12 protein-coding genes are annotated in these 15,370 nt (G+C 62.4%); 4 read left to right on the forward strand and 8 right to left on the reverse strand.

All coding sequences use genetic code 11. The annotated features are described in order from the left end of the window. Window positions 1–172 precede the first annotated feature (172 nt). Window positions 173–1,576, forward strand: a complete 1,404-nt coding sequence (locus tag B0G81_RS15025) for an OFA family MFS transporter (RefSeq protein WP_116147763.1) — start codon at window positions 173–175, stop codon at window positions 1,574–1,576. Window positions 1,577–1,586: 10 nt separating this feature from the next. Further along, a complete protein-coding gene (locus B0G81_RS15030; protein WP_106282486.1) occupies window positions 1,587–1,715 on the forward strand; it encodes an oxalate:formate antiporter in 129 nt (42 codons plus the stop codon). A 110-nt stretch (window positions 1,716–1,825) separates the two neighbouring features. Here B0G81_RS15030 and B0G81_RS15035 read toward each other — a convergent pair whose 3' ends face one another. The 4 genes from B0G81_RS15035 to B0G81_RS15050 form a co-directional block, all read right to left on the reverse strand. After that, a complete protein-coding gene (locus tag B0G81_RS15035) occupies window positions 1,826–4,720 on the reverse strand; it encodes a YadA-like family protein (RefSeq protein WP_134136886.1) in 2,895 nt (964 codons plus the stop codon). 429 nt (window positions 4,721–5,149) lie between these two features. Then, a complete protein-coding gene (locus B0G81_RS15040; protein ID WP_106282488.1) occupies window positions 5,150–6,370 on the reverse strand; it encodes a sensor histidine kinase in 1,221 nt (406 codons plus the stop codon). 282 nt (window positions 6,371–6,652) lie between these two features. After that, window positions 6,653–7,078: a DUF3830 family protein gene (locus tag B0G81_RS15045; RefSeq protein WP_134136888.1), complete on the reverse strand. Its 426-nt coding sequence runs from the start codon at window positions 7,076–7,078 to the stop codon at window positions 6,653–6,655. 480 nt (window positions 7,079–7,558) lie between these two features. Beyond that, a complete protein-coding gene (locus B0G81_RS15050) occupies window positions 7,559–8,479 on the reverse strand; it encodes an AraC family transcriptional regulator (RefSeq protein WP_208328536.1) in 921 nt (306 codons plus the stop codon). 173 nt (window positions 8,480–8,652) lie between these two features. On the opposite strand from B0G81_RS15050, the gene B0G81_RS15055 reads away from it, so the two are divergent. Further along, window positions 8,653–9,654: a LuxR family transcriptional regulator gene (locus B0G81_RS15055; RefSeq protein ID WP_134136893.1), complete on the forward strand. Its 1,002-nt coding sequence runs from the start codon at window positions 8,653–8,655 to the stop codon at window positions 9,652–9,654. Window positions 9,655–9,764: 110 nt separating this feature from the next. On the opposite strand, the gene B0G81_RS15060 is transcribed toward B0G81_RS15055, so the two are convergent. After that, a complete protein-coding gene (locus tag B0G81_RS15060) occupies window positions 9,765–10,526 on the reverse strand; it encodes an ABC transporter permease (protein ID WP_106282490.1) in 762 nt (253 codons plus the stop codon). Next, entirely contained in the window at window positions 10,523–11,449 is a 927-nt protein-coding gene (locus B0G81_RS15065; RefSeq protein WP_134143118.1) for an ABC transporter ATP-binding protein, read from the reverse strand. Before B0G81_RS15065 ends, B0G81_RS15060 begins: the two co-directional genes overlap by 4 nt. Window positions 11,450–11,855: 406 nt before the next feature. On the opposite strand from B0G81_RS15065, the gene B0G81_RS43645 reads away from it, so the two are divergent. Further along, complete coding sequence (locus B0G81_RS43645) at window positions 11,856–12,272, forward strand: hypothetical protein (protein ID WP_166678998.1); 417 nt, start codon at window positions 11,856–11,858, stop codon at window positions 12,270–12,272. Between the two features lie 169 nt (window positions 12,273–12,441). On the opposite strand, the gene B0G81_RS15080 is transcribed toward B0G81_RS43645, so the two are convergent. Together B0G81_RS15080 and B0G81_RS15085 are read right to left on the reverse strand one after the other, a co-directional pair. Continuing rightward, window positions 12,442–14,112 (reverse strand): tannase/feruloyl esterase family alpha/beta hydrolase, encoded by a 1,671-nt coding sequence (locus B0G81_RS15080; protein ID WP_134136902.1) that lies wholly within the window; start codon window positions 14,110–14,112, stop codon window positions 12,442–12,444. Continuing rightward, window positions 14,109–15,242 (reverse strand): OpgC domain-containing protein, encoded by a 1,134-nt coding sequence (locus B0G81_RS15085; RefSeq protein WP_134136904.1) that lies wholly within the window; start codon window positions 15,240–15,242, stop codon window positions 14,109–14,111. Before B0G81_RS15085 ends, B0G81_RS15080 begins: the two co-directional genes overlap by 4 nt. Between the last annotated feature and the right edge of the window lie 128 nt (window positions 15,243–15,370).

The following is a 15,370-nucleotide window of genomic DNA, read 5'->3' on the forward strand; positions in this document are numbered from 1 at the left end:
TTGATCGCCCCCTATCGTTCGACGAAGTTGATTTCGTCGCGAATTCGAGCACGCCATATGCAATGAAAATACATATATTGGTGGCATCGAAAACCGCAATTTTTACGCCGCAAGACCTAAAGCATTCTTGCGCAAGGCCGATAACAACTAATTCGTCACCGGGAGACCGACCATGAGCAGCATCACCGAGCCGAGCGGGAATTCAGGCTCCGCCCCCTTCTTTTCCAAGCAGGCCACCGTCGCGAAGCCAGGCTTTTCGCGCTGGATGGTTCCGCCCGCAGCCCTTGCCGTTCACCTCTGCATCGGCCAGGCGTACGCCTTTTCCGTGTTCAACGGTCCGTTGACAAAAGTCATCGGCATCACGCAATCGACTGCTGACGACTGGTCGCTGACCTCGCTCGGCTGGATCTTCTCGCTGGCGATCGTGTTCCTCGGTTTGTCGGCGGCCTTCGCGGGCAAGTGGCTCGAACGCGTCGGCCCGCGTCGCACGATGTTTACCGCCGCATGCTGCTTCGGCGGTGGATTCCTGGTTTCCGCGCTCGGCGTATATCTGCATCAGATCGTGCTGCTCTATCTCGGCTACGGCGTGATCGGCGGAATCGGGCTCGGCCTCGGCTACGTGTCGCCGGTGTCCACGCTGATCCGCTGGTTCCCGGATCGCCGCGGTATGGCGACCGGCATGGCGATCATGGGCTTCGGCGGTGGCGCGATGATCGCCGCGCCGTTGTCCGTGGCATTGATGAATCACTTCCGCAGCGCGACCAGCATCGGCGTGGCCGAAACGTTCGTCGTGCTCGGCATTGCGTATTTCATCTCGATGACGATCGGCGCACTCGCGATCCGCGTGCCGCCGGCGGACTGGAAGCCGGCCGGCTGGACGCCGGGCGCCACGAATCAGAACAAGATGATCTCGCGCAATCACGTGCATATCGATCAGGCGTTGAAGACGCCGCAGTTCTATCTGATCTGGCTCGTGCTGTTCCTGAACGTGACGGCCGGCATCGGCATTCTCGGCCAGGCCTCGGTGATGATCCAGGAGAGCTTTAAGGACACGGTGTCGGCAGCCGCGGCGGCCGGTTTCGTCGGCCTGCTGTCGCTCTTCAATATGGGCGGCCGTTTCGTGTGGGCGTCGGCGTCGGACTGGATCGGCCGTAAGAACACCTACTTCATCTTCTTCGCGCTCGGCGCGGTGCTGTACTACCTCGTGCCCGGTTTCGCGGCGTCGGGCCACATCGCCCTTTTCGTGCTCGCCTACTGCGTGATCCTGACGATGTACGGCGGCGGCTTTTCGACCGTGCCGGCTTATCTCGCCGACATGTTCGGCACGGCGTTCGTCGGCGGCATTCATGGGCGTCTGCTGACGGCGTGGGCCGCGGCGGGCGTCGCCGGTCCGGTGCTGGTGAACTACATTCGCGCTTATGAAGTCGCGCAAGGCGTCGCCAAGGCGGACGCGTACACGATGACCGTTCACATCATGGCCGTGCTGCTGGTAGTGGGCTTCGTCTGCAACCTGCTGATCAAGCGTGTGGACGACAAGCACCACATGACCGACGCACAACTCGCCAAAGGCGCTTAAGGAGACTCGCATGTCGACCATTCAAGCAGTGAATCAGACCAGCAAGGTCAAACTCGCCGTCTTCTGGCTGTATGTGACGCTGCCGCTGGCATGGGGCGTGGTCAATACACTCTCGCAGGCAATGAAGCTTTTCAAGTAAATGTCGTTCGGCACCCCGCGCGCTCGGACGTGCGGGGTGCCTCTGCAGCGAATGCGCCTCGCCGACTGTCTATCGACGCATTCCAGCAGCGTCAATTTCCCGCCGCCCGGCTACCACTGATACGCCGCGCCGGCCGTGACCGCAGTGGTGGCGGAACTGATGCCCGCGCCGAGTTTCACCTTCAAACTCTGCGTGACGCGCGCCGACAGACCCACCGCCACCGCCTGATAGCCTTTGTAACCAGCCGTTCCGACGCCGATTGCGAGGTTCTTCGTGGCATCGACTTCGGGGATCGAGGTCAGCGCCAGCGCCGATGCCGTTCCGGAGTACGCGCTGCGCGCCATGTCGCTCAAACCGCCCTGGAACTGCTGCATGTTGACGGCGTCGGTCGGCCCCTGCCCGGCCGCGACGTTGGTGATACGGCGCTCGCTGCCGGACGAGCCTACCGACACCGTGTTCGTCACATCGGCCACCGAGCCCTCGCCGATTGCGACCGAATTCGGCGCCGATGCTTTGGCGCCGCCGCCGATCGCCACGGAACCGTTGCCGATTGCCTGCGCAGCGTTACCCGAACTATTGACGGCAACATAGGGCGTGCCGCTGGTCTGGTTGTTCCGCACCACGTTGATCTGCTGGCTAAGCGTGCTGACAGTCTGGTTGGTGGTCCAGAGTTGCGCCCCTGTCACCGCGTCGGTACTGGTGGCCGAGAGCGCGCCGTCCTGCAGATTGGTCAGTTGGACTTTCGGCGCATTGGCCGCCGCGCCGCCGAGCGTGATTCGGTCATGCGCCGAACTGTCGTACTGCACCGCATTCGCAACCGCGCCGCCAAGGTTGCCGACGGTGCTTTGCAGACCGGCGATATCGCTGCTGTTCTGCGTCACGCGCCCGTCCAGGTTGGTGATCGCGCCGCCGACATTGTTCACGACCGTGCCGCCCACGCTATACGACGGCGCCGAGACCGAACCGTCCGCGTTGACGGTCGCCCCGCCGCCGAGCGCCACTGCCGTGCTCGCCGCCTGCGCGTACAGTTGCGAGCCATTGACCGCGTTGCTGCTGGCCGGACCCACCGTGCCGGCTGCCACGCCTATGACGACACGGTTGCCCGCCGTGCCGGCCATGTCGATCAGTTTGCCGTCCGTGATCGCACCGACGTTGATGACGCGCGACACCGGATCCTGCGTGACCATCCCAATGCCGCCGTTCTGCATGCTTTGCTGCAAGGTGTTGAGGCCGGTGTCGAGCGAGTCGAGCGCGTTGCCGACGGTGGTTTGCGTGCCGCCCTGCATGTGATAGCTGGGGCCGGTCAGCGAACCGTCGGCATTGATCTGCGCGCCGCCGCCCAGCGCGGCCACCATCGGTCTGAACTGGCCGAGATTGACCGCGGAGGCATCCGTGGTGCCGGCCGCAATGCCCGTCAACTCGCGCGCGCCGCCGGTGCCGGTGAAATCGACGCGAGCGCCGTTCGTGTCTTTCGCCACCGTGAGATTACGCGAGGTCTGATCCTGCTGAACCAGCCCGATCTCACCATTGCTGATCTGGTTCGTGATGTTGCTCACGTCGCCTTCGATCGTCGTGGTGCGCTGATCGAGGTTGCTGATGTTCGTGGTGTTGTCTGTGGTGCGCTGATCGAGGTTGGTGATATTCGTCGTGTTGTCCGTGACGCGCTGATCGAGGTTGCTGATGTTCGTCGTGTTATCCGTGACACGCTGATCGAGGTTGCTGATGTTCGTCGTGTTATCCGTGACCCGTCGATCGAGGTTGCTAATGTTCGTCGTGTTATCCGTGACGCGCTGATCGAGGTTCGTGATGCTGCCGGTGTTCTGCGCGACTGCCTGATTGGTGGCGAACAGTTGCGCGCCATTGACGGCGTCCGAACTGCCGGCGGCAAGATTCGCGGCGCGCACGTTGGTGAGGCGGACCGGCGCGCTACTGCTGCCTAACGTGACGGTGTCGTGAGAGCTCGAATCGTACTGAACGGAATCGGCGCTGGCCTGGGTGGTGGTCGTGACGACGGCTGCGAGCGCGGAGCCCACATCGTTGTATATCCTCCCACCGACCTTATAGACGGGCTTCGCAATCGTTCCGTCAGCGGCAACGTCGGTGCCGCCTCCCAGCACGCCCGCCATGCCCTTCAACTGCGAGACGTTAGTGGCATCGCTGCCCTGGGTGCCGGCCCCGACATTGGCGATCTGCCGTTGCAGCGTGGCGCTGCCGATTGAGACGGTATTCGCCCGGTCCGCGGAGGAATCCGCACCCAGCGCGACCGATCCCGCTGCCGTGGCCGTCGCGCCGGAACCAAACGCGATTGCTTTCGTGGCGGCCGCCGTGATAAGGGCGCCGCTACCCGCTGCGATCGAGTTCGCCGCGTCCGTCTGGACGCTCGTCCCGATAGCCAATGCATTGACGTTCTGAACGGCTGCGTTATAGCCGATTGCAACACCATTCTCTGCAAAATTGTTGCTTGTCGCACCCGCGCCCACCACCGTCGCATTGGGTGCCAACGCTGCGGCTCCCGCGCCGACGGCGGTCGTATTGACGCGCGCCGCGCCCGAACTTGTGCCAATGGCGAGTGCGTTATTGTCGATGGCCATCGCGCCGACGCCGACCGCCATTGCGTTTTCGCCTCCCGACGCTGACGTCGTCAACGCGGGCGTCGTGAACGGACTGACGGCAATGAATTGGGTGACGGGTACTGGATCAGCCAGCGCAGCAGTTGCAAGCGTTAGCGTTTTTGAACGGTTCACATTGGACTCGGGCGTTTGGCCGACAGTCACCGGATCGGCGACATCCCATTCGACAGGCGCATTCATGAGTGGGTTGGGCGACTCCCCGGCCGCTTTCGCGGGCAAAGCCATCACTAACGTCCCAAACAGACTGGTGCTGACGGCTAGCAGTGCGCTATAGCCTACAACCCCTCGCCCACCACGACCTTTCGTCACCTCGGACCCCGCCGCGTATGTGCGGGTCGTGCTATTCGATACGCTCTCATAAGACTTGTTCAACATTCCTCCCAATCTTTTATAGAAGATCCAAAGCACCAGGACTTTTACTATGTCATCCTAATTATTTAACGCGATCCAATAGAAACTTAAGACAGCGTGACTACCTGGTCACGACACAAAGTCGCCGAGCACAAATATACCGTGTAAAGCGATTTTTTAGCTTATATTGGAAAAATGGCATAGCGCGTTTAAGACCAAAAATGCCAAACGTCTTATATCGCGCTCATTATTTCTAGGCACTTCTAAGCAGAAGTTTTGACTATTCCGAATCAGCGCACGAGACAGCGCTAATTCCGTTCGAAGTTCTCAAACGGGACGAAAATCGACCACAACGAGTCCACCCTCGGCGGTCAAACGGAAGTCATACGGGAGAACTACACGTGAAGAGGCGTGAACTGATACAGCGGGTGACGCTATTCCCAGGCAGATCTATCAGCCGCCCGCGGCCTCCAGACGCATCGGAAAACTGATTTCGAAGATCGTCCCCTCGCCTTCGTGCGAGTCGAAGCGAATCTCGCCCTGCAGCACCCGGCACAGTTCCTTGACGATCGCGAGGCCCAGGCCCGCGCCCGGAATGTCCTCGTCCGTGGCGCGCTCGAACTCCTTGAACACGCGTTCGCGGTCCGACGCGCCGATGCCCACGCCCGTATCCGACACGCGCAGGCGCCAGCGATCGTTTTCCATCGCCGTCATGCTCAATTCGACCTCGCCCGCCTTGGTGTATTTGGCCGCGTTGGTCAACAGGTTGAGCGCGACCTGTTTGAGCTTGAGACGGTTGGAGACGACCACGTCCAGCGCGCCGTCGAAGGCGGTCTGAAGCTGCAGCCCTTTCGCTTCGATCGCGCTTTCGCAGGAGATCACCAGTTCGTCGAACAGCTCGCGCAGCGCGAAGCTTTCCAGCACGAGCGGACTGTCGTCGCCGAGCACCACCGAGTATTCAACCAGTTCGTCGACCAGCGTTTTCATATCGGCCGCCTGACGGTTCGCCAGCGCGAGCGCGGTCTCGGTTTTGGCCGGCGCGCGGCCGATCAGTTGCAGCGCCATCGAAAACACATTGAGAAAGTTGCGCAGATCGTGCACGACGCTGCGCGTGATCTGCATGCGCGACTCGTACAGGTCGCCGACCAGCCGTTGCTTGAGCGTCAGCTCGTGATTGGCGCGCTCGAGGCGCTCGGTGTAGTCGTCGATCGTGCGGTCGCGTTCGTTGACGACCTCGCGAATCGACGTCAGCGTGACAAAGCTCACGGCTTCGTCGATGAAGTGCCGCGCCCGTTCCTCGTGGCGCCGCGTGAAATACGGCCGCGCTTCGCTGAATTCGACGATCGCGCCGGTCAGCATCTGCCGGAACAGATCGAGCTCGCGCACCAGTTCGTCGATCCGGTAGCCTTGCTTCCAGCGCAATTTGCCGTGCAGGCGCGCGTCGCGTTCGATCGCGCTCTCGACGTGGTCGAGATCCTGGTTCTCCAGCACGCTGCAGATTTCGTCGAGGATATTCGGGATGTGATCGGCCAGTTGTTCGTAGGTCAGCCGGTCAGATTCGGTCAATTCTGCGTCATGAAAGACAGCCTTCATCCAGCGTTCGGTCAGTTCGACCTGTTGCAGGCGCAACTGTTTGGCGAAAGCGGTGAGCGGCAGTACGTGCGAGTCTGTCATGTGGGAGACCTGGCGCCGCATGGCGGCGAAAATAGGTGTTCCGCGCCGTCCCGGCGAGACTTCCTTCGGGACATGCTTAACGCGACCGCATGGACTGCAAACCGCGCTCAGGAGGCAATGGTGAGCGCTGCGCAAGCCGCCCGGGCGCCTCCAGTATGCGCGATTTATGGAACAAAAATTAACCAGGGTTAGGACGTGTCCGCACCGGCTCGTCCCAAAGAAGGAAGTCCGGGAGGTTGCCACCCGGAGGCCATCCCCCTTGCGCGAAACTGCCCCGCCGCTTCAGATCTTCTCGAACAGCACGTCCTGCGCGCCTTCCCACAGCACTTTGGTGCCGAGCTCGCGCAGCTTCTCCTTGCCTTCGACGATCGTCAGGAAGTGATTGCCCGCGAGCTGCCCCATCTTGCTCGCGAAGCAGCACGAACCGTACGCAAGAATGATCTCGGTTTCGCTGTAGCCGCCGGGATAAAACAGGATATCGCCGACCGACGGATGGCTCGTATGGTTCTCGAAGCCGACCGCCTTGCCGTCGTTTTCGAGCTTGAAGTCGCCGAGCGGCACCCAGCATCCTTCGCCGCTCCAGCGCACGTGGATGAGCTTTTGCCGGTACGGCAGGAGCTTCAGGAACGCGGCCACGGTTTGCGGCGCGTCCGGATGGGTTTCGGCGGTAAAGACATGGCCGCAGGAGGTGATTCGGAGTCGGGTCATCGCCAGGTTTCCAGTGTGAGGTGAAGGGAACGGTCGGTCGGAGCGGTTGACGCAGGGCGAGGAACCAAGCCGCGGGCACATGATTCTGTCGTCCGATGCAAGGCTTCAACAGATACAGTTGCTGTCCGACTGGTCAGTCCAGTTGGCTCCGTGCCAATGTTTTGAGCGAATTACGCCCGGCAAGCCACACCGGCACACGCATGCCAGGTCCAACCACCTCGCCGCCACGGAAGTTCGTAGTTTGCAAGCTGCGCAATGCACAGCACACTGCGCGATGTGCGTGATTCCCGAAGGCGGCTCATCGGCTGAATCTTCCGGCGACCCGATCTTGCCCGCGGTCGCAGGCAGGGCGGCAACACTGCCCGGCGGCGAAAGCGGCGAGGGGCGAGGCGCCCTCGTCAGGCTGCCTCGAATTGTCCACTGCCGTCCCGCCATTGCCGCGCTGACCAGCCGGCCACTTCCAGCCGCGCAATCCGTACTTCAGCCGCGCAGCCGGTAAGCGAGCGGCGTTACGCCGTAGCCACGCTTGAACTGCACGGAGAAATGACTGGCATTCTCGAAACCAACCGCGATCGCAATCTGCAGCACGGTTTGACCGGTGGCACGCAACAGCCGCGCGGCTTCCTCGAGCCGCAAGCGCGATACATATTGATGCGGCGTCTCGCCGGTCTCGCGGCGAAACACCCGCGCAAAATGGAAACTGCTTAGCCCCGCCTGCGCGGCCAGTTCGATGATCGCCAGATCACCGTCGAGATTGGCGCGAATGTAATCGGTTACACGGCGGACCCGGCGCGGCACGAGGCGCTCCGGGCGCGCCGGCGTTGCGGCGCCCGCGGGACGGCCGCGCGCATAGTGCTGCAACAGATGCGCGGCTAGCGCGTGGACCAGCGCATCGACATACAGACGCGAGTCGGACGGATCGGCGGCGGCGCGATGCAATGCAGAAAGCATTGCGGCGATCAGCGGATCGCGAAACTGCATTGCGTCGCCGAGGGACAGCTCACGGGAGCCGCCCAGTTCCATCTGTTCGGCGACGCTGTCGATCAGGCTGCGCTCGAGGTGCAAATGGACGGTCGACAGCGGCGCATCGCTGATCGAACGCCAGCGCCAGGAGATCGGCGCGGGCGGCACGAACCAGACGTCGCCCATATACAGATCGGCGCTTTCCCAGCGCCCGTCGAGGTTGCGTTCGAGATGCTCGGCGCCGCTCGCGAGCGTCATCAGCGTGAGGTCCTGCAAGCCGGGCGCTTCCAGCAGCTCCTGCTCGGCCGGTTCGAGATACGAGCGCAGCACCAGGTGCCGCCACGGGCGATCCACGCTCGACACCAGTTTCTGGCCCGCCATGTAGCGGTCGTAGGCGAGCGTCGTTGTGAGTTTTGGAATTCGTACCATCACGTCCATTCCCAGGGAGGTGCCATATGAAGAGTGAACCCTGCCATGCCCGCGTTGCCGATTCTCTATCGCAGCAAGAACTCAAAAATGATAGCAAGGAACCGGCTACCGCAATTTCTGGAAATAGCTAATCATTCAGGTTGTCGTCTTTCACGCGTTTCGAACGCCGGAGCTACCGTTTCATGGAACACGAATGCGATACGCTGCCGCACTGGTTGACCGGTTCGCCGCAAGGTGAAGCCGGGCACGCGTCGGCAGCATACAACTCGGCGGTTGCCGCCCAACCGGCTTACCCGGCCGACACACGGCAACTCGAGAAATCAGCCCACGCGGCTGATGCATCCAGGGCACCCAATCGCGCCGCAACAGGCGTGGCGCCCGCAGGCTTTCTCACGCTCTTCACCGAGGAGGAGATCGGCACGCCCTCGCCCGCCGCGCGGCGCGCCGCACCCGTCATCAGTCCGCTGGTGCGCTTTGGCAGCGCGCAGGACCGCATCGAATTCGTGCGGCGGCGCATCAGGCAACTGGGCTTCGACTCGTTCAGCTATACGGCCACGCGCACGTCGGCGCATCACAAGACGATGTTCGTGCTGACCAGCTACGAGTCGCAGAACTGGCTCACGCGTTATTTTCGCGAGCGTTATTTCGAGCTCGACCCGCGCGTAGCCCTCGCCTCGCCCACCGGCATGCCGTTTCTCTGGAACACGGCCGACATGCGCGCCGACCTGCCGCGTGCGCAAATGCGCAGCGAACGGCTCGGCGGGCTGATCGACATGCTGGAGGCGACCGGGCGCAAAAGCGGCATTCTCACGCAGATGCCGCTGCCCGAGCCGGAACTGAGCGCGAGCCTGTGCTTCAACTCCGAGATCGGCAATCCGCGCTGGATGACCGAGTCGATCGTGGCCGAAACGCTGATGTTCGCGCACACAATCCACGAATTTATCTGGACGCACGCGAAGAGCGTGATCGGCATCGCGCCCGCGCAGCAGCAACGCGTGACGCTGAGCGAATTGCAGCATGCGGTGCTGAAGGCGGTCGTGCAGGGTCAGCGAGACAAGGAGATCGCCTACTTCCTTGGGCTGTCGCCGCATAACGTCGATTACCACTTGCGCCGTCTGCGCCAGTTGTTCAATGTGCGCAACCGCGTGCAGTTGATCAATGTCGCGCAGGCTTATGTGACGTAGAGGCTGGCAAAGCTCAGGGCCGGCACGCTAACGCGTGCCGGTCACTCGAAAGCCGGTTGCGATCGCACCGGGCTCGCCGGGCTGACGCGTGCGTGCGCGCGCTCATGCCCTCAGGTCTTGAGCCGATAACCCGTCTTGAAGATCCACGCGACGATCAACAAAAACACGGCCAGAAACAGTGCGGTCATGCCGAGACTCACCTCGACATTCACATCGGCGAGACCATAGAAGCTCCAGCGAAATCCGCTGACCAGATAGACGATCGGATTGAACAGCGTCACGACCTTCCAGAACGGCGGCAGCATATTGACCGCATAGAAACTGCCGCCGAGAAAAGTTAGCGGCGTGATGATCAGAAGCGGCACGAGTTGCAGCTTCTCGAAACTATCCGCCCAGATGCCGATAATGAAACCGAGCAAACTGAACGTCACCGCCGTGAGCACGAGAAACAGGATCATCCAGAAAGGATGCTGCACTTGCAGCGGCACGAACAAGCCCGCGGTGGCGAGAATGATCAGACCGAGCAGAATCGATTTGGTGGCCGCCGCGCCCACATAACTCACGACGATCTCCAGATACGATACGGGTGCCGACAGCAACTCATAGATCGTGCCGGTAAAGCGCGGAAAGTAAATCCCAAACGAAGCGTTCGAAATGCTTTGCGACAGCAGCGACAGCATGATCAAGCCCGGCACGATGAAGGCGCCGTAACTGATGCCGTCCACTTCCTTGATGCGCGAACCGATCGCCGCGCCGAACACGACGAAGTACAGCGAAGTCGAAATCACCGGCGCGATGATGCTCTGCATCAGCGTGCGCCAGGTGCGCGCCATCTCGAACTTGTAGATGGCGCGAATCGCGTAGATATTCATTGATTACCTCGGAGCAGACTGACGAAGATGTCTTCGAGCGAACTTTGGGTCGTGTGCAGGTCCTTGAAGCGGATGCCGGCGTCGTCGAGCGCCTTAAGCAGCGCGATGATGTCGGTGCGCCCGCCCTCGCCTTCGTAGGTGTAAATCAGTTCGTTGCCGCCCTTCGCGACGTCGAGCCCGTAGCCCGCGAGCGAGGCCGGCACTTGCTCGAGCGGGCTTTCCAGTTGCAGCGTCAACTGCTTCGTGCCGAGCTTGCGCATCAACTCCGTTTTCTCTTCGACCAGCATGATTTCGCCCGCGCTGATCACGCCGATGCGATCAGCCATTTCCTCGGCCTCGTCGATATAGTGCGTGGTGAGGATGATCGTCACGCCGCTCTCGGCGAGCGAGCGCACCAGCTTCCACATGTCGCGACGCAGTTCCACGTCCACGCCGGCGGTCGGCTCGTCGAGGAACAGCACGCGCGGTTCGTGCGAGAGCGCCTTGGCGATCAGCACGCGCCGTTTCATGCCGCCCGAGAGCGTGATGATCTTGCTATTGCGCTTTTCCCATAGCGAGAGGTCGCGCAACACCTTTTCGACGTAGGCCGGATTTTTCGGCTTGCCGAACAGCCCGCGGCTGAACGAGACGGTCGCCCAGACGGTTTCGAAGGAGTCGGTGGTCAACTCCTGCGGCACGAGGCCGATCAGCGAGCGCGCACCGCGATAGTCGGTTGCGATGTCGCGGCCGTCCACCGTCACGCTGCCGGCGCTGGCGTTGACAATGCCGCAAATGATGCTGATAAGGGTCGTTTTTCCCGCCCCGTTCGGCCCGAGCAAAGCGAAGATTTCCCCGCGGTTGATCGCCAGATTGATGTTTTTAAGTGCATGAAAACCGGTGGCATAGGTTTTCGACAGGTTCGTGACTGAGACGATTGGCTGCATGGAATCGACGATGGCAGACACCGTTGTTTGATTAGAGGGAGCGATGCTAAAGCACCATCGCACCCGCAATGTAAAGGAAAGTGGGAAAGCGTGCAGCGCATCGCGGCAGTGCGCCGGCAACGCGCGGGGTCGAGGCAGGGATGGAAGCGCGCCGCGCCGGCACGGCAAAAGGCGCAAGTTGACCGGCTTCGCTGCAGTGCAAAATAGTTCGGTTTCCAAAGCGGTTTAGTCGCGCGACGCCAGGAACGCCTCCTGCTCGATACGCCTCCTGCTCGATTGCAGGCAGTGCCGCCGCGGCGCCTGTCCGAGCGAAACGCGCTCGAGCGAGGCACACCGCTTGCGGCAGTCCATGCATGCAAGTGACAGGCGCTTGCGTGACATTAGACCGACTCTATGGAGGTGAACCATGAAACGCATTACCAGGACGATTTTCGCTTCGGCACTCGTGATGGCATTGTCTGGCGGCGCTTATGCGCAGGCAGGCGGCGGCGCGGGAGGGGCCGGCGGCGGTGCGGGTGGTGGCGGCACCGGCGTGGGTGCGGGCGGCGGCACGACCGGCGGCGCGGGTGGGACTGCCACACCGGGCACGGGCGCCGGGTCGATGAAAAGCCCGAGCGAGTCCGGCTACGGCTCGCCGGGTGTGACCGGCACCGGTGGCGGCACGGGCACCGGCACTGGGGCGACACCCAATAGCCCGTCGATGAACCGGCCGAACAACGGCATGAGCAATGGCATGAACAAAGGCACGAACAAAGGCATGAGCAACGGAACCGGTAATGGCATGAACAACGGTGCCGGCGGCACGACGCAGAACGGCCAGTAAAACAGGCTGTCGTTGGCTTGACCGGTTCAGTTTCGAACGGGGCGGCGGCGCTGACGTAAAGCGTCGCCGCCCTCTTTTTTGAAGCGCCGATCACGCGTTCATCCACCGGGGGCTCGGATCACGCACGCGAGTCATTCCCCTTGCGAGGCATTTTTTCAATAACTGCCGCTCACGGCTCCGCGCAAACGAAACTGTTGGCGGAATTCACATTGCCTCTGCCGACATAGCGCGGAAACAGCGGATAGCGGCACAGCGGACGCGAGCGCCCATTGGTCGCCGCCGCGATATCGGTTGCCGTCAGCGTCTCGGGCGATGCCCCGCGCGTCACCCAGTTGTCGAGCGCGCCCAGCAGATCGACCGATGGAATGAACACTCCGCTGCCGTGCTGGAATCCCGGCACCATGTACAAGCGCATGAAACTATTGACCTGGTCGATGCCGAACCGGGCCACCAGCCTGTCGTAGTAAGCGATGGTCTGGTTCGGGCTGATAACTTCGTCGGCGAGGCCTTGCAGCGTGATGAGCTTGCCGCCGCGCGCAATATAGCGCGTGAGGTCGGGGTTCATCGCGCCGATGGTCTGCGACAGTGCGACCAGTTGTGCGCGATATTTGCCGGGGTGTTGCGGGTCGAACCTGAGCGAGTCGAAGCCGGCGTCCCGCGCGACGAAGTAGCGGATATAGCCGTCGCCTTGCGCGAACAGGTAGCCGTTGGCAAAAAACGTCGGCACCGGCAAGCGCTCCGGCTGATGCGCGAGGCCGAGCAGGCCGGTCAGATGCGTGCCCTGAAAAATGTTGTAGCCGCTATAGCCGTCGACATCCCACGCCAAACGGTAGGGCAACGAGAGCCCGTCGCGCATCACGAGCAAGGTGGCAAGCTGCGTGTTGGTGAGGCATTCATCGTGCGAAGGCGTGCGTCCGCTGCAGCGCAACGAATCGATGATCTCCGCCTCGCGCTCACGGCATGCGGCGACGTCGCTGACAATGCCGTCCGCCGCGCCGTCGAGCCGGTCGCACGCGGCGAGCGTGCGTTGATAGGCGTGTTCGAGCAGCATCGGTGGAATGAAGCCGCCGGGCGTGCTGTATTCCGCCTGGCCGAGTTTCACGCCCAGCAGACGCACGCCAGTGAAATTGAGCGCGGGCGAATTCGCGATCACGCCGTCGTAATCGTCGGGATAGCGCTGCATCACGGTGTAGCCTTCGCGGCCGCCGGTCGAACCGCCGGCGAAATACATGCGTTGCGGCGGCCGGCCGTATGCGCGGACAATCAGCGCAAGCGCGGCATCGTGGGTTTTCTTCAGATGCGCAAAGCCGAAGTTGGTGACCGCGTCGTCGACGAGGCCGAACACCGCCACCGACGAATCGCCGACATGCCCCGAGTCGTCGCCGAAAGTTGCATAGCCTTGCGCGAGCGGCGCGCGGTTCGGCGAAAACGGCATCACGCCGGTGCCGCTCACCACCACGCCGTTATAACCGCCGCCACCGATCTGCAACGCGCGGCCGTTCCAGCGGCGCGGCAAATTCAGGTCGAAACGGATATCCGGCGTCGTGGCGCTGAACCCTTTTATGCGGCCGGTGATACGGCAATACTCGCCGCCTTGCTGATTGCCGGGTGCGGTCGCGCTCACCATCGCCGCGCTTTCGATCTGCACGCCGGCAGTGGGCAACGCAATCAGTTCGGGTTGCAGGACGGCGCCCGCCAATTCCGCACAGCGCATGGCGAGCGGCGCTTCCGCGAGCGCGGCGAGCGCCGGGTGAGCGGCAAGCCACAACATCGCGCCGACAATGCGGATGACCGCACGCGAATCTCGCGCGACACGCGCACAGCGCCGCCGCGACCTCATCCGTAACCCGCGCCATTGGCGACCGCAGCCGACTTCTGCCCTTTCCAGCCGTTCCAGCCGCGCGCGATCATCAGCACGGCGCCGATAGCGACGAGATCGCCGCCCAGACCGATCAGCACGCCGCGAAAGCCATGAAACATATGCGGCGTCGCCGTATCGACGATCAGCGAAACGAGTGTGCCCGCAACGAAACACACGAGCCCCGTGCGGCCGACGGTCACCACGGCGGGCAGCCGCCGCGCGAGCCACGCGATGCTGCCCAGACGCACGAGCTGTGCGGCGAGCCAGGCAATGACGATGAAGTTGATCACGCGGTCAGGAGACAGATTCTGTTTAAACGCGCCGGGCAAAGGCTGCGTCAGCACGAAGAGTTTGACGATAGCGAACGCCAGCACCGCGACCACCGCGACTCGCGTGAACCAGCGCGCGGTACGGGTTGCGTGAAAGCACTCGCTGATGGGTTGCACCCGGCAGAGAATCCCGAGCACGAACATCAGTTGCCATGCAAACGGATTAAAAGCCCAGTCGGCCACATCGTCAATGCTGAATAATGCGGCCAACGGCCGGGCCAGCGCCCAGATCAGCAAGCTCAGGTTTACCGCCATGAGCGGCGAACGCCGCGCCAGCGGCACCGCGAACGGCACGCTGAGCGCGAAAACCACGTACATGGGCAATACACTCGACAGATAAGGCTGGCGCCGCAGCAGCATGATATCGAAAGCGTCGCGCAGCGGCTGAACCGCAAAAGGCGGCCAGCCGGTGAGGTCCACCATGGGACGGTTCAGATTCAGCGTTGCGAGAACGGCGCCGGACAGCAGCGTCAAGACCGCCGTCAACAGATAGGCACGGTAGATTTCCCAGCAGCGCCGCATGAAGCGCATCTTCGCCGCGTTCTCGCCGCGGCCCGCGAGCACCGCCGTGTATGCCGCCGCCGATGCATAGCCGCCGAGAAACACGAACACTTCCGCTGAATCGCACAACGCGTAGGCATGCAGCATCAGATGCGACAGCGTGCTGCCGGGAATGTGGTCCAGCACGATGACGATCAGCACGACGCCGCGGAAGAAGTCCACTTCGATCGAGCGCCCTCCAGGAGGACTTCCACCGGGGCGGCCACGACGGGTTTCCATTCAGGTTCTCGCAGGAGGGACGCACGCATGCCGCGCGTCGTTTTTCGTAGAAACATCATGACAATAAAACGTTCCCAGCGAGGCTGCGCGGATGAGCGCCGCGCGCTGACAACCCGCCTCTAATTTCG

Source organism: Paraburkholderia sp. BL6665CI2N2 (assembly GCF_004366535.1).
Classification (GTDB): domain Bacteria; phylum Pseudomonadota; class Gammaproteobacteria; order Burkholderiales; family Burkholderiaceae; genus Paraburkholderia.

Excerpts from the sequence above, each read along its gene's own strand:
- B0G81_RS15025 (WP_116147763.1), top strand. The coding sequence starts at position 173 with ATGAGCAGCATCACCGAGCCGAGCGGGAATTCAGGCTCCGCCCCCTTC.
- B0G81_RS15030 (WP_106282486.1), top strand. The coding sequence starts at position 1,587 with ATGTCGACCATTCAAGCAGTGAATCAGACCAGCAAGGTCAAACTCGCC.
- B0G81_RS15035 (WP_134136886.1), bottom strand. The coding sequence starts at position 4,720 with ATGTTGAACAAGTCTTATGAGAGCGTATCGAATAGCACGACCCGCACA.
- B0G81_RS15040 (WP_106282488.1), bottom strand. The coding sequence starts at position 6,370 with ATGACAGACTCGCACGTACTGCCGCTCACCGCTTTCGCCAAACAGTTG.
- B0G81_RS15045 (WP_134136888.1), bottom strand. The coding sequence starts at position 7,078 with ATGACCCGACTCCGAATCACCTCCTGCGGCCATGTCTTTACCGCCGAA.
- B0G81_RS15050 (WP_208328536.1), bottom strand. The coding sequence starts at position 8,479 with ATGGACGTGATGGTACGAATTCCAAAACTCACAACGACGCTCGCCTAC.
- B0G81_RS15055 (WP_134136893.1), top strand. The coding sequence starts at position 8,653 with ATGGAACACGAATGCGATACGCTGCCGCACTGGTTGACCGGTTCGCCG.
- B0G81_RS15060 (WP_106282490.1), bottom strand. The coding sequence starts at position 10,526 with ATGAATATCTACGCGATTCGCGCCATCTACAAGTTCGAGATGGCGCGC.
- B0G81_RS15065 (WP_134143118.1), bottom strand. The coding sequence starts at position 11,449 with ATGCAGCCAATCGTCTCAGTCACGAACCTGTCGAAAACCTATGCCACC.
- B0G81_RS43645 (WP_166678998.1), top strand. The coding sequence starts at position 11,856 with ATGAAACGCATTACCAGGACGATTTTCGCTTCGGCACTCGTGATGGCA.
- B0G81_RS15080 (WP_134136902.1), bottom strand. The coding sequence starts at position 14,112 with ATGAGGTCGCGGCGGCGCTGTGCGCGTGTCGCGCGAGATTCGCGTGCG.
- B0G81_RS15085 (WP_134136904.1), bottom strand. The coding sequence starts at position 15,242 with ATGGAAACCCGTCGTGGCCGCCCCGGTGGAAGTCCTCCTGGAGGGCGC.